This window comes from Labilibaculum filiforme, from assembly GCF_002843315.1.
In the GTDB taxonomy this organism is placed as follows: Bacteria; Bacteroidota; Bacteroidia; order Bacteroidales; family Marinifilaceae; genus Labilibaculum; species Labilibaculum filiforme.
Genome location: NZ_MVDD01000003.1, coordinates 44,460 through 60,150, shown reverse-complemented (window position 1 = coordinate 60,150; position 15,691 = coordinate 44,460). Strand labels below are relative to the sequence as shown.

Below are 15,691 nucleotides of genomic sequence, written 5' to 3'. Positions count from 1 at the left end.
TATTGGTTACAGAAAAAATAACACTATTTTTTTGTTCATTGTATAATTAATAATTCTAACTATGAAGAAATGCTATTTACGAAATCTTCATTCAAGCCTAGCTAACCCATTAGGACTTGGAAGTAAGATTGGGATTTTTGCGTTGCTACTTGGAATAATGGTTTTTCCATTTTCGGCAGGTGCAAACGTTAACAAATTAACAAATGACAACACAGCGGTTTTAGCCGCTCAGCAGGTAGTTACCGGAGTAGTTACCGAAGACTCGGGAATGTCACTGCCTGGAGTTTCGGTTGTTATAAAAGGTACAACCATCGGTACTGTAACCGATATTGATGGAAAATATGAAATTTCTGCACCAGATGCAAACAGTGTATTGGTGTTTAGTTTCGTAGGTATGGAAACAAAAGAAATTACAATTGGTTCTCAATCTGTAATTAATGTAGTAATGCTAACAAATGCTTTGCAAGTTGATGAGGTAGTGGTTACAGCTCTCGGTATTAAAAGAGACAAGAAGGCTCTTGGTTATGCAGTTCAGGATGTAAAAGCTGATGAAATTACAAAAGCTGGTAGTTCGGATCTAGTGAGTTCACTGCAAGGAAAAGTAGCTGGTGTACAAATCAACCAATCAGGTGGAGGTGTTGGTGGTACTTCAAGAATCGACATTCGAGGTTCGAGTTCTCTTATTGGTAATGATCAACCTATTTGGATTGTAGATGGAGTGCCATTTGACAATGGAAATAGCAGTGAAGGTGGAGTTTGGGGTGGTACCTCACGTGCCGGAGGTGCTTATGATTTGAATCCTGAGGATATTGAATCAATTTCTATTTTGAAAGGACCCAATGCTGCCGCTCTTTATGGAGAACGTGGAGGTAATGGTGTTGTTTTGGTTACTACTAAAAAAGGTGCAAGAGGAAAAGGACTTGGAATTTCTTATTCAGGTGGATTTACGATGTCTGAGGCTGCTTATATGTTAGATTTGCAAGATAAGTATGGTCAGGGAAGTAATGGTGTTTATGATAATAGTTCAACATCATCATGGGGACCGGAGATGAATGGTCAAATGTTGGAGTCGTGGACAGGAGAAATGATGCCATATGAAGCTCAGAAAGATCGTTTAAAAGATTTTACTAGAACTGGAACCACACAAAAGCACAGCGTTGCTTTTACAGGAGGTAACGATGACGGAACCTTCCGTGCATCTTTGGGAAAAGATATTTTGAATGGTATTTATGAAGATCACAAGGTTGAGAAAATTACTTTTGATTTGCGAGCTGATTATGATATTAATGAATGGTTAAATATTGATACTAAGGTGTCATTTTTCAATACTAAAGGAGAAGCACGGCCTGAGATAGGAAACTATTCTTACGTATCCTATTTTAATACCATGCCAATGAATATTCGTAATCAGGATTTAGCTCCGGGTTATGATATTATTGGAGGAGAGCATGTTGAGAAGTTATACACAACAACAAATGCAAACTACAGAAATCCTTATTTTTTACAGGCACAAACAGTTAATGAAGACGAGAAAGACAGAACATTTGGCTATGTAGCAGCAAATTTAAAAATCACATCAGATTTAACAGCTAAATTTAAATATGGTATGGATTTTTATCAGTTTTCTGGAGTAGGTGGATATATATATGGCGATAATGTAGATGCCAATCGTCCAAATTACAATCCAACTCAGTCGAAATTTAAGGAACAAAACTATGAATTCTTATTGTCTTACAATAAGGTGATTAATGATGATTTCACAATTGGCTTAAATTTTGGGGCTAACAATAGAAATAGTATTAGAGAAACTCTAAGTGCAAGTTCAGGTAAATTAGCATCCGAAGGAAACTTCTTTTTAGCAGCAGGTTCAAATATTAATGCTTCAGAAAGTTTAAGCGAAGAAGAAGTTCGTTCTATGTATGCATTTGGACAGGTAGCTTATAAAAATATGTTATTCCTGGATTTTACTGCACGTAATGACTGGTCTTCAACTCTAACTTCAGCAGATATTGATTTTGATAACGATTATTTTTACCCATCAGTTAGTTTGAGTGGTGTAGTATCAGAAATGATTGAAATGCCAGATTGGATTTCTTTTGCAAAAGTAAGAGGATCATGGGCTCAGGTAGGTAAGGGAACACAGCCATTTTTTACTGCTCAAAACTATTCACTAGGAAACTGGAACTATGGTTTAACAGTAGGAAATGTACCATCTATTAGTATCGATCCAAAATTAAAATCGGAGTTATCTACTTCTATCGAATTTGGAGCAGATATTAGATTTTTACAAAATAGAATTGGATTAGATTTCACTTACTATTACGAACAAACCGAAAATCAGATTGGTTACTTGCAAAATGTTGAGGAAACAGGTTATAGCAAAGAGTTAACTAATATTGGTGAAATTTTAAATAAAGGTATTGAATTTACACTTTCAACGGTTCCAGTTAAAACGAAAGATTTAACCGTTGGTGTTAACTTCAACTTCGCGATGAACGAAGGTACTTTAGAAGAATTGAAAGACGAAATCAGTAGATATGATTTTGGATCTAGTGTTGTTGCCTACAAAGGTGGTAAGCTTGGTGATATATTAGGTAATGTTTATAATAGAAACGAAAGTGGAGCTATTATTATCGATGAAAATGGTTTAATGACCATTAATCAAGACGATAACATTGTAATTGGTAATCTTCAAGCAGATTGGACTGGAGCTATCAATTTAAGTGTGGATTACAAAGGATTGTTTCTGTCTGCATTGGTTTCAGTTCAGCAAGGTGGAGATATTATTTCATCATCAGAGCGCAGTGCTACTTCAGCAGGAACAGCGGCCCAAACTACAGCAAATGGTAGAATTGCATTTTTTGCAGATGGTGTAACAGAAGCTGGTGGATTAAATGATGTAATGATTTCTGCAGAAGAGTATTGGAGACAAGTTTCAAAAGTAGATGAAGAATTTCTTTATGATGCTTCTCACATGAAATTGAAAGAATTGGCAATTGGATATAACCTTCCAAAATCTCTTCTTAGCAAGATTCCTCATAACCCTGTAAAATCAGCACGAGTATCCTTTGTAGGAAGAAACTTATTCTATTTCTATAAAAATACTCCAGGAACAGCTCCAGATGCGAGTGCATACAGCACAGAGTATGCAGCACAAGCATATGATTTTTCGCCAGTTCCATCTGCAAGAACATATGGTGTTTCTCTAAATGTTGGATTTTAACTGAAAAAAGAAATTTATTATGAAGAAATATAATTTAATACTATTTGTGTTAGGACTAATTGTTCTAAGCAGTAGTTGTTCTGATGATTTTGGTGATATGAATACGCCATCAGATTCGGTGACAGAAGTAGAGCCAAAATTCTTTTTTAATGCAATGCAACAACAAGTTGTTGCAAACTATCAAAGAAATGTGAACCTATACCCTGATTTGTATTCTCAATATTGGGCAAATACAGTATCTGGTTTTGGTTCCCCTCGATATGAGTACGTAGATGGTTGGATTGGTAACCAATGGAACGAGCATTATACCACTAACCTAAGAAGAGCATTAGCAATTCAGGATATGTATGGAGAAGATCCAAACTATGTGGATGCGATAGCAATCAAAGATATCTGGATGTGTTACATGTGGTCTCGTATGACCGATACTTATGGTGATATTCCATATTTTGGAGCTGGAACAGGTGAAAAAACAGCTTATAATACACAGGCAGAGATTTATGATGATTTGCTAAAACGTTTGGATATTTCGGTTAACGCAATTACCGGAGGTGAAGAACAGTATGTTTATGGCGATGGGTATGATTTAATTTATGCTGGTGATGTTGTAAAATGGCAGAAGTTTGGTAACTCATTACGTTTACGTTTAGCAATGCGTTTATCAAATGTGGATGTTGCTAGAGCACAAACAGAGGCTGCAGCAGCCGTAAATGGACCAAATGGACTAATGACAAGTAATGACGATGTTACTAAAGTTCCATTGTGGAGTGAAGGATGGTTTGATTATTTGAATCAAATGGCTTGGAATTGGAATAACATTAGAATGTCAAAAACATTTTCAAATTATTTATACAATCAATCAAGTGTTGGAGAGGATCCACGTGCTTCGATATGGTTTGCTTATCAAGTAGACGGGGAGCCAAAAACGAAGGAAGAAGCAGGCTTTGATATCTATGATGGTATTGAAAATGGATATAATTTGGTGCCAACTGATGCCGATGAAAATTTTGCAACCATCAATTTAAAAGGTGGGTATGTTGATTTCGTTGGAGATGGAGATCAAGCTCAGATGTATGTACCAGTAATGTTCTATTCAGAAGTACTTTTCTTGCAAGCGGAAGCAGCAATGAGAGGATGGATTTCTGGAGATGCAAATGCATTGTACAAACAAGCTGTTGAAGCATCTATGGAATACGTAGGAGTTGATGCAACAGCAACAAGTGCTTACGTGGATGGTTTACCAAATCTTTCTGGTACTAACGAATCTTCATTAAAACAGTTAATCACTCAGAAGTGGTTAGCGAATTTCCCTAATGGAGTGGAAGCTTGGGCAGATTTTAGAAGAACAGATTATCCAGACATCACTTTACCTAAGGATGGAGTTAGCGGAAGTGCTTCGGTTGCTTCTGGTACTTGGGTGAAGCGTGTACGTTACCCAAATAGTGCTCACCTAAACAACGAAGCAAATATGCCATCGTCTCAGAATACTACAGAGACAGATAGAATGGATATTAAAGTATGGTGGGATACTGCGGATACCAAAACCAAAGCAAATGGTTTAATGAATAGTAATTTGTAATTAATAATATCTGGTGATTGTGTTTTGATTTTTAGTGAATCAAAACACATCATTTAAACCTTATTATATGAAAGCAATAAAATTAAATATAAAAATGTTGTCCTATCTCGCTGCTTTTCTAATGGCTTTTGCCTTTGTAGCTTGTGATGATGACGATAAGATAGGGTCTTATGAGACCGTTTCTTTAGAGGCATTGATTTCGGAAGCTGAGAATTTAATTGCCACAAGCGAGGAAGGTACTTCTCCAGGTGATTTTAAACCAGGTTCTAAGGCTGAATTAGAAGAAGTACTTACTTGGGTAGATTGGCAAATCGCAAATGCTAAATCACAAGAGGAGATTTCAAACGCTGTTTTAAGATTACAAAAGTATATCGATGTATTTAAGACCAATACTGTAAGTCTTGCAATTCCTATTTTTAATAAGACAAATGGTTCTTATATTAAAATTTCTGAAAATATTAAACCATTATTGGCAGATAATTTCACTATTGAGATTGAATCCTATTTTACTGGTTCTGAATGGATAGAAACGATGTTTTCAGCTGGAGAAGGTGATAATGGAAGTCAATTTGGTTTTAATCTTCGAATTTTTGGCGATCGACTGGATCTTGTAATTGGAAACGGTGGTTGGAATGAATCATATTATGAAGGTGGACAAGGTGTTAAGATTGGCGAATGGGTGCATTATGCGGTAACCAAAAGTGGCTCTGTGTGGAAAGTGTATATGAATGGAGTAGAAGTTATTTCAGAAGCAAATTTCCCAACCGAAACACTTTTTAATTCTGATGCTCCATTTACTTTGGGAGAAACTTCTTGGTGGGGTAATCGTCCTTGGAATGGAATGTTACGTGACTTCCGTGTTTGGAGCGAAGTAAGAACTGCGGATCAACTGATTGCTAATAGAGATGAACAATTAGAAGGAACAGAAGCTGGATTGGAAGTATATTTTCCATTAGATGCAGATTTAGGTACTAATTTTTCTGATAATACTGGAAATTATACTGCAAAGTTCGTTGGAAATGGTGTAAGCTGGGCTCCTGATGGAATTCCTCCAGTTATTGAACTGGTATACACTTCCATTGATGCAGCAATAGAGGATGTAAAAGCTTTAAAAGCTGAAGTTGTTGAGGGCGAAAATGATGGTGATTATCCTGTAGGAACCATAGTATATTTGCAATCAATGATTGACGATGCTAATGTAATTAGAACAGATGCTGAAAAGCAAGATGAACTAGATGCTGTTGTTGAATCTATTAAGGATCAGTTGAAATTGGTTAAGAAATATCTAGTTGCTAAAACTGATGGAATTTCTGTAAAAGCAGAATCTGATATTTATGGTTTTAGTATTAAGCCAATTAAAGGGTATTCTGTAGCTCCTACTGGTGATTATACGATAGAGTTTAACTCGAAAGTAAATAGCTTAAGTAACGGAACAGCGATATTTTATTTCGGATATACTTATGGAATCTGGGCAACTGGTTATTCTGATTTTACAGAAGAAAATGTATTGAAATCAGGTAAAGTTTGGAATTTCACGGATGCTGGTAGTGGTTGGCAAGGTCCAGATTCTGATGTTCAAGCAATAAAATCGGGAGATTGGCAGCATATTGCAGTAGTTCATAATGAGAGTGAAAAAACAACAACTTTGTATATTGATGGTGTTGTAGCTGGAGTTGATGATAATATTGGAGTGCCAAATGCTGCTGGAGAGAATGAAATAAGATTATTAGGAAATACTTGGGGAAATGTAATGGATGGAGCAATTAAAGATTTCCGTATGTGGGATGTTGCAAGAGATGCTGCAGATTTAGATGGCAGTATTGATGGAACAGAAACTGGATTGAAAATTTATTTTCCTCTTGATAAAGTCGCTGGAGTTAAATTTAGTGATGTCACTGGTAATTTTACTGGAGAAATGAGAGATGTTTCTTGGAATAAATAGTAGTTGTTAGAATGTTACATGCTTTATTAATAGTGTGTAAGGTATTTTAATTGATCAAATAAAGTGTCTTGGGAAGCAATTCCCAAGCACTTTTATTTACTAATCCCATTTTATGTTTTATTAGGCTTGTAGCTATATAAAATAGACACAAAAGTGGAAACTTTAATTAGTAGAATAAATTTTAGAACATAGTTTACTTCTAATTAAATCTTACCCTCAGATATGAATTATTTCAAATACAATAAATTATCATCATCCTTCCTTATGCTTGTTGTAATGGTATTCTCCATTATAGCCTGTAGCGATGATAGTAAAAAATTAGTTCAATACGAGACTACTGCAATTGAAACACTAATACAAGAAGCTGAAGCACTAATTCAAAATAGTGAAGAAGGCATGCAAGCAGGGTTTTATTTCCCTGGATCCAAATTAGAATTACAAAAAGAAATTGATATCACGCTAAGTGTGATAAATAGCCCAAAATCACAAGAAGAAATTAAAGAAGCTTCCCTTAAGCTTCAGGAAAGTATAGATTTGTTTAAAACTAAATTGTTGAAAGGAGTTATTCCATATATTCATCAAAAACAAGGAACATACATAAAAATATCCGATAACATTAAATACACCATTGGTAGCACATTTACGATGGAAACCGATTATTACTTTATGGATTTAAATCCAATTGGTTTTAGTAATACTGTTTTTTCGTGTGTGCAAACGGAACCTAATAGCGGTTTTGTTGTTCGTACTTTTCAGGATGGACATCTAGAAATAGTTATTGGGAATAACGATTGGTTTGTTGCTAAATCTGCATCAGGAGTAGTAAAAGTGGGAGAGTGGATGAATATCGCACTAACCAGCACTGGCAGTGTTCATAAGCTTTATGTGAATGGTATCGAAGTGGTATCTCTGGAAGCGCAACATGTAGTTGCAAAAGATGCTATTCTAGCTGTTGGTAATGCATACGCTTTTAATGATCGTGTTGTGAATGCAATGGTAAAGGATCTAAGAATTTGGAATACCACAAGAACACAAGTAGAAATATACGATGGTATGGATCTAGCTTTAACCGGAGAGGAGTCTGGTTTAGCTGCTTATTTTCCATTAAATGTTGATTTAGGAACAGAGTTTAGAGATATTACAGATAGCTACACAGCAACATTTGTTGGGAGTATTGAATTACTTTATGATGGAAAACTACCCGAAATCGTGTTGGATTATTCAGAATTAGATACCGAAATTAAAGCTGCCGAGGAATTAAAACCAACTATTGTAGAGGGAACGAACGAAGGAGAATATCCAATCGGAACAAAAAGTGTAATTCAATCATTAATTGATAATGGAGCAGCAACAAAGGCTACTGCAAAATGGCAAAAAGATATCGATAATGAAACTAAAAATATTAGTGATGCTTTGGGCATTATAAAAGGCCTTACTAGTAAACCTACACTTCCACCAACTGGTAAGTATTCCGCAATATTTGGCGGTGGTAGTTTCTATTCGGGTGGCGATGCTGTAATTCTGGATATGCGAAATTCAGGATTTACTACAGCAATTTTATGGACCATACATATTGAAGAAGATGGCAGTATGATTTATAACGATAAAGCGGTTATCAATGCAAGTGGAGATTATATTGGAGATCCTGAATGGGGAACACGTTTGTCTAAACTATTGGAAGCTCCAACTACAATAGATCGAATTGAGTTAGGGATTGGTGCCTGGGGTGCAAAATCATGGCAGAATATCAAAAAATTGATTGAGGAAGAAGGAACGGGATCAGATACAAAGCTTTATAAGGCGATTTATAAATTAAAAGAAATAACTGGTGCTACAGCCATAAATTACGACGATGAATTAACCTATGATGTGGAGTCGAGCGTAAAATTTAGTTTGATGTTGGCCGATATGGGATTAAAAGTGAGCTTGTGTCCCTATACTAAAACATCTTACTGGCAATCAGTATATCAGCAGGTAGAAGCAGAAAGACCTGGTACTATTGATCGAGTTTACTTACAATGTTATGCAGGAGGGGCAAGTAATACTCCTTCCGATTGGAATCAATATTTTGGTGATATCGATGTTTCCATGGGACTATGGTGTAAAAATGGAACGAATTGCAGTGATGGAGATTCTCCTGCAAGCATTCAATCAAGGATTAGCTCCGAAAAAAATATTATTGCTGGTGGTTTCATTTGGCTTTACGACGATATTAAAAGTTGTTCGGATTTTGGAAAAACACAAGCTTATGCGAATGCAATAAATGAAGGATTAAAATAAAAAAAATAAGAGACTATTGCATGCTTTTTTCGATAAAAAGAGAGGTGCAATCTAATTATATTTTGTTGAAGATAAGATTATTGACTAATTAAGAACAAAACCAAATGCGACACCAAAGTACTTTCAAATCATTACTCGCGATCCTACTCATCAGTACAGGTTTAACTGCTTGTACCAATAGTAAAAATGAAGTAAATAAAGGGAACAATTACATTCAATTTGTTGATCCGTTAATTGGATCAGCAGGACATGGTCATGTGTTTGTAGGAGCAAGTGTACCTTTTGGTGCCATTCAGGCCGGACCGAGTAATTTTCATAAAGGCTGGGACTGGTGTTCGTCTTATCATTATTCCGATAGTATTGTAAAAGGGTTTTCTCATTTGCATTTAAGTGGAACGGGATGTACCGATTTAGGTGATTTTTTATTGATGCCTACGGTTGGAGAATTGAAAATGAATCCTGGCACACAGGAAAATCCGGAAAATGGTTATGCTTCCTATTACAGTCATGAAACCGAGAAAGTAGAGCCTGGTTACTACAAAGTTCACCTGGATACTTACAATATTGATATGGAGATGACTAGTAGTGAACGGGTAGCGCTTCATAAAATTACTTATCCAAAATCTGCGGAAGCAAAAATAATTCTCGATTTGCAAGAGGGAAATGGAGATATTGCTACCGAAACATTTTTTCATAAAGTAAACGATACAATTGTAGCTGGATATCGCTTTTCAACAGGATGGGCCGAGGATCAACGAGAATATTTTGCGATGGTTTTATCCAAACCAATTAAGAATGTTGTGGTGTACAATGGCGATAAGTTGATGGAAGGGGATGCGGCAAAAGGAAGTGCTGTGAAAGCTTGTTTGGAGTTTGAAACAGAAGCCTCGGAACAAATTCAAGTTAAATTTGGAATGTCGCCGGTTAATATGGAGAACGCTTTAGCAAATATTAAAGCAGAAATAAAAGATTGGGATTTTGAGAAAGTTCTTGCTGAAAATCAAGCCAAATGGAATACAGAATTAGCAAAGGTCGAGATACAAACGAAGGATCTTAAAAAGAAAAAGATATTTTACACAGCAATGTATCACACTTTAATTGCTCCTAATTTATTTAATGATGCAAATGGAGATTATCGAGGTGTTGATAAGGAAGTTTATAAAGGAGCCGATTTTACAAATTATACTTTATTCTCATTGTGGGATACTTATCGTACTGCAAATCCTTTGTATACTTTAACCCAACCAGAACGGGTGCCGGATATGATTAACTCGATGTTGACAATTTACAAGCAACAGGGAAAACTACCAGTTTGGCATTTGCGAGGAAACGAAACCAATACCATGGTTGGATATAGTGCGGTTCCTGTAATTGTTGATGCTTGTTTAAAAGGATTTGGAGGAATAGATTACGAATTAGCACTCGAGGCGGTTACGGCAACTGCAATGGGCGATTATGAACCAGGAGTAAAGGAATTGCAGGAATATGGTTTCATTCCTGGTGATTTAATGCACGAGTCAGTTGCAAGTGCAATGGAATATGCAATTAGCGATTGGGCCATTAGTAAATTGGCCGAAAAATTAGAAAAACCAGAGGTTGCAAAATATTTTGAGGAGAGAGCTAAGGCATATGCTAAGTATTTCGATCCGAAAGATCGGTTTATGAAAGGAAAAATGACCGATGGTTCTTGGAGGACTCCTTTTGATCCTTATTCGGCACAGCATCGTATAAACGATTATTGCGAAGGAAATGCATGGCAATACTTGTGGTTGGTTCCACAAGATCCGGAAGGCTTAATTGCACTTTTGGGTGGTGAAAAACCATTTTTGAATAAGTTGGACAGTCTGTTTTCTATTTCTTCGGAATTGGAAGAAGGAGCTTCCTCTGATATTTCTGGTTTAATTGGTCAATATGCACATGGAAACGAGCCAAGTCATCATATTACTTATTTGTATGCTTATGCTGGCGAGCAGTATAAAACTGCTGATAAAGTGAGATACATCATGAACGAATTGTACACCGATCAAACCGATGGATTGTGTGGAAATGAAGATTGCGGTCAAATGTCTGCCTGGTATGTGATGTCGTCTATGGGATTTTATCCGGTTAATCCAAGCAACGGCGCTTATGTTTTTGGAAGTCCTTTGTTCGATGAAGCGACTATTAATTTGCCAGCGAATAAGAAATTTATTGTGAAGGCAAATAACAACAGCGATACTAATATTTACATTCAATCTGTAAGCTTAAATGGATTGGATTATACAAAATCATTTATCACCCATAAAGATATTTTAAAAGGAGGCGAGCTTACATTTGAAATGGGAGCAAAGCCAAATCTAAATTTTGGAAAAGCGATAGAAGACAGACCTAAATCAATTGTTTACTAGTTAAGTATGAAAAAAGCAAACCTAATTATATTGTTATTTGTTGCAGTTTTAACTGCATGTGGAGGCGAGAAAGTAGTAAGTACGGAAAAGACTTTAGTCGATTTTGTAAATCCTTTAATGGGAACCGATTCCGATTATTCCTTGTCAAACGGAAATACTTATCCTGCAATTGCATTGCCTTGGGGAATGAATTTTTGGACGCCACAAACCGGTGAAATGGGAAATGGCTGGTGTTATGCTTACGACGCAAAAAAAATAAGAGGAATCAAGCAAACTCATCAACCAAGTCCTTGGATCAACGATTATGCGGCCTTTTCATTAATGGCTGTTACCGGCGATTTAAAGTTTAAAGAGGACGAAAGAGCATCTTGGTTTTCGCACAAAGCCGAAGTTGCCAAACCAAATTATTATAAAGTTTACTTGGCGGATTATGATGTTACGGCTGAAATTACACCAACCGAACGTGCAGCAATTTTTCGTTTTACTTTTCCCGAAAATGAATCTTCCTACATTTTGTTGGACGGATTTTTTAAAGGGTCTGAAGTAACGATTCTGCCTAAAGAACGAAAGATAATTGGTTATTGCAGAAATAATAGTGGTGGAGTTCCAGATAATTTTCACAACTACTTTGTAGCCGAATTCGATAAGGAATTTGAAATAACACATACTTGGAGTGGAGATCAGTTAACTGAAAATTCACAGAAAGCCAGTGGCGAACATGTTGGCGCTGTTATTGGGTTTAAAACTCAAAAAGGCGAAGAGGTTCATGTAAAAGTAGCTTCTTCTTTTATCAGCCCAGAACAAGCACAATTGAATTTAGATCGGGAAATTGGAGCAAAAAATTTCGCTGAACTGGAAACCGAAGCGGCAATGGCTTGGGAAAAAGAACTTTCCCGAATTCGCGTGGAAGGTGGAACCGATGATCAACTAAAAACATTTTATTCTTGCTTATACAGGGTTTTATTATTCCCTCGCAAGTTTCACGAAATTAACGATAAAAATGAAGTAATTCATTACAGTCCTTACAATGGTGAGGTCCTGCCCGGCTATATGTTTACAGATAATGGCTTTTGGGATACATTCCGGGCAGTCTTTCCATTTTTCACACTAATGTATCCTGATATTAATGCTCAAATTATGGAAGGATTAGCCAACACCTACAAGGAGAGTGGTTGGTTGCCAGAATGGGCGAGTCCTGGCCACCGAGGATGCATGATTGGATCGAATTCGGCTTCCTTAATTGCCGATTCTTACCTAAAAGGAATCCGTGGATACGATATCGAAACATTGTACGAAGCAATTCTAAAAAATACAAAAGGCTACAATGAAGAGGTAACATCCGTTGGACGATTTGGTGCAGATTATTACAACGAGTTGGGTTACGTACCTTACAATGTAAATATCAATGAAAACACCGCTAGAACATTAGAATATGCTTACGCAGATTTTTGTATCTGGAAGTTAGCTAAAGAGTTAGGTCGACCACAAGCTGAAATTGATTTGTTTGCTAAAAGAGCTCAAAACTTTACCAATGTGTTCGATAATGAATCAGGATTAATGCGTGGGAAAAATGAAGATGGAACTTTCCAATCTCCGTTTAATCCATTAAAATGGGGCGATGCATTTACCGAAGGAAACAGTTTACATTACACATGGTCTGTTTTTCAGGATGTGAATGGCTTAATCGACTTGATGGGAGGAAAAGAGAATTTCATTTCTACTTTAGATGGTGTTTTTGAGATGCCTCCAAAATTCGATGATTCTTATTACGGCGGAGTAATTCACGAAATTCGTGAAATGCAGATTGCCAACATGGGAAATTACGCACATGGAAATCAGCCAATTCAGCACATGATTTATTTGTATAACTATGCAGGTGAGCCATGGAAAACGCAAACAAGAGTTCGCGAAGTAATGGATAAATTATACACGCCACAAGCCGATGGATATTGTGGTGACGAAGACAATGGTCAAACTTCAGCTTGGTACGTATTTAGTTCCATGGGATTTTATCCAGTTTGTCCGGGAACCGACGAATATGTTTTTGGATCTCCCATCTTCGATAAAATTACTTTGAGTCTCGAAAATGGAAAAACATTTACCGTTTCGAGTACCGAGAATTCATCTGATCATGTTTTTGTTCAAGATATCCAATTAAATGGAGAATCTTATCCTTTCAATTTCATCAAACACAATGACATTTTAAAGGGAGGAAGTCTTGAATTTAATATGAGTGCAGAACCAAATAAGGAAAGAGGAACATCAGAGGATAGTTTTCCTTATTCCATGAGTAATGAATAACAATTGTTAGTTAACTATATCTAAGTTCTGCGAGTAATGGATTGTCGTATTTTATTCTTTATAATTAACTGCGATACAGCTTGTTTGATAAATGTTAATTGCTCAGTATTAATTTTCAATTACTTAGTGCGTAAACCAGCAATTAATAAGAAGGATCGTTTTTAGCTATTCTTCTTACTAGTTGCTGTTTTTATTTTTTTAATTTATACCTGACACATGAAGCTTAAAACCTTATTCGTAGTAGCCAGTTTGTTGATTGCTTTTTTCTCATCTGCAAAAGAGAACCAAAAAGAAAGTATTACAAAAATTACTTATGAGCAGTACAGTCAGGGAAAATTGCTACCCAACCAGGAAATTGTAGTGAATTGTCTGAATGGCTTTGTAGAATTGTCCAATTCATCAAGTGTAGAACGTTTTTTTATCGATTATAACTCAAAGATTGTTAGTAAGATAGTAGATGTAGATTCGGGACAGTTCCGGGAAACAACTCCTTTTTCTGATTTAGCAGAACCAGAATTTGTGGCAGGCGAAGAAAGCATATTAGGATACAAATGCAAAAAAGCTACTTTCCTTATTTTTTCGAATAGGGTAGAGCTGTGGTACACTACCGATACCGATCTTAAAGCTTCGCCGTCTTTATCTATTCTTGTTGATGATGCTTTGGTGCTTAAATATGTTGTGAATGGCAATCGTACTGTGGTTGCGAAATCCATAAACAAAGAAAAAGCTTGTATGGAATATCCTCAGGCAGATATTCAGGAAATTGATCAGGCAAGGTATCGAGAATTAATTATTGAGTCGAGATATACAACTATTCCTGTTTTTGAGAAGGAACAAATCAATTTCGAAGGAGGAATTACTAATCCTAAGGAAGAGAAATTCGATCACACTTATCGTTTCTCCAATGGTACGGTGATCATGAAAAAAATTAGGCTTCCTAAACTTGATCCTGCAGGAAATGTTTTTGTCAAATTAACAAACTGGTCTAACGGAGATGCTTACGACAGAACGGCTTGTGTTTTTACAATTGCTAGCGATCAAAAAAAATCGATTCTAAATGCTTTACAAAATGGTTTGCAGGAATTACCAATTTACTTGGATGCTAAAGGAATAGAATATCAGGGCGTTGTAAGTGACGATGCGTACACGGTTCCTATCGAATTAATGCGTTTTTTCACCTCGTTTGGAGTGGGTCATTTTAATAATAAAAGACCGATAAATAATTACAATTGGCAAGATTCGGTAGTTTACAAACAAGAGGTTACGGAACTTATTTCTACCAATCAAGAGGAAATGTGGATTGGGGTTTTTATTGGTAATTACGATAAAGGCGGTCATAAAGTAAGTTTGGAAATAGATTATTATCCTCCCTTTGAAAGTAGAGCAGTTGCCGAAAAAATGATAAAGCCATTGTTTTATACGCTAAATATAATGGAAGCTAGCGGGCAAAATTATGGAAGAATGTTTAAAAACGATACGCTAAGCATGGAGTTTTCTATCAATGAAGATGTTGATAATTTGAACTTGTTATATACTTCAACTGGTCATGGAGGATGGGGAAATGGAGATGAATTTGTGCCAAAATTAAATCAAGTATTTATTGATGATCAGTTAGTTTTTAAACACGTGCCGTGGCGAAGCGATTGTGCAAGTTATCGCATGTCAAATCCGGCATCGGGCAACTTCGATAATGGTTTGTCGAGCAGTGACTTAAGTCGTTCCAATTGGTGCCCAGCTAGCTTAACGAATCCGTATTTTATTCCTTTAAATAATTTAAAAGCTGGAAAACATCTTATAAAGGTCGTTATCGATCAGGGAGATGATGAAGGAACCAGCTTTAATCATTGGAGTGTTTCCGGGATTCTTGTCGGGAATAAAAAGTAATTCTTAGTATTGTGCTATTTGCTTAGTAGCTAAAGGATTGCAGGTGTACTTTTTAAAAGAATGCATAAATTTCAGATAAAGGAAGAAGAGAATTA

The 15,691-nt window shown here is 36.2% G+C and carries 7 protein-coding genes; all 7 read left to right on the top strand.

Features of this window, described 5'->3' with window-relative positions; genetic code table 11:
• Positions 1 to 61 precede the first annotated feature (61 nt).
• A complete protein-coding gene (locus tag BZG02_RS05135; protein WP_101260345.1) occupies positions 62 to 3,223 on the top strand; it encodes a SusC/RagA family TonB-linked outer membrane protein in 3,162 nt (1,053 codons plus the stop codon).
• 19 nt (positions 3,224 to 3,242) lie between these two features.
• Positions 3,243 to 4,802, top strand: a complete 1,560-nt coding sequence (locus BZG02_RS05130; protein WP_101260344.1) for a SusD/RagB family nutrient-binding outer membrane lipoprotein — start codon at positions 3,243 to 3,245, stop codon at positions 4,800 to 4,802.
• A 67-nt stretch (positions 4,803 to 4,869) separates the two neighbouring features.
• The gene (locus tag BZG02_RS05125; protein ID WP_101260343.1) at positions 4,870 to 6,744 is read left to right on the top strand and encodes a LamG domain-containing protein; all 1,875 of its coding nucleotides are present in this window, start codon (positions 4,870 to 4,872) and stop codon (positions 6,742 to 6,744) included.
• Positions 6,745 to 6,966: 222 nt separating this feature from the next.
• Positions 6,967 to 9,024, top strand: coding sequence for a LamG-like jellyroll fold domain-containing protein (locus BZG02_RS05120; protein ID WP_101260342.1), 2,058 nt, complete (start codon positions 6,967 to 6,969; stop codon positions 9,022 to 9,024).
• 104 nt (positions 9,025 to 9,128) lie between these two features.
• Positions 9,129 to 11,411, top strand: a complete 2,283-nt coding sequence (locus BZG02_RS05115) for a GH92 family glycosyl hydrolase (protein ID WP_101260341.1) — start codon at positions 9,129 to 9,131, stop codon at positions 11,409 to 11,411.
• Between the two features lie 6 nt (positions 11,412 to 11,417).
• On the top strand, positions 11,418 to 13,712 hold the full coding sequence (locus BZG02_RS05110; protein ID WP_101260340.1) for a GH92 family glycosyl hydrolase: 2,295 nt from the start codon (positions 11,418 to 11,420) through the stop codon (positions 13,710 to 13,712).
• Positions 13,713 to 13,928: 216 nt separating this feature from the next.
• Positions 13,929 to 15,596: a PNGase F N-terminal domain-containing protein gene (locus BZG02_RS05105; RefSeq protein ID WP_101260339.1), complete on the top strand. Its 1,668-nt coding sequence runs from the start codon at positions 13,929 to 13,931 to the stop codon at positions 15,594 to 15,596.
• The last annotated feature ends 95 nt before the right edge of the window (positions 15,597 to 15,691 follow it).

What these genes read in the sequence shown, in the direction of transcription:
- BZG02_RS05115 (WP_101260341.1), top strand. Translation starts at nt 9,129, where the DNA reads ATGCGACACCAAAGTACTTTCAAATCATTACTCGCGATCCTACTCATC.
- BZG02_RS05110 (WP_101260340.1), top strand. Translation starts at nt 11,418, where the DNA reads ATGAAAAAAGCAAACCTAATTATATTGTTATTTGTTGCAGTTTTAACT.
- BZG02_RS05130 (WP_101260344.1), top strand. Translation starts at nt 3,243, where the DNA reads ATGAAGAAATATAATTTAATACTATTTGTGTTAGGACTAATTGTTCTA.
- BZG02_RS05105 (WP_101260339.1), top strand. Translation starts at nt 13,929, where the DNA reads ATGAAGCTTAAAACCTTATTCGTAGTAGCCAGTTTGTTGATTGCTTTT.
- BZG02_RS05125 (WP_101260343.1), top strand. Translation starts at nt 4,870, where the DNA reads ATGAAAGCAATAAAATTAAATATAAAAATGTTGTCCTATCTCGCTGCT.
- BZG02_RS05120 (WP_101260342.1), top strand. Translation starts at nt 6,967, where the DNA reads ATGAATTATTTCAAATACAATAAATTATCATCATCCTTCCTTATGCTT.
- BZG02_RS05135 (WP_101260345.1), top strand. Translation starts at nt 62, where the DNA reads ATGAAGAAATGCTATTTACGAAATCTTCATTCAAGCCTAGCTAACCCA.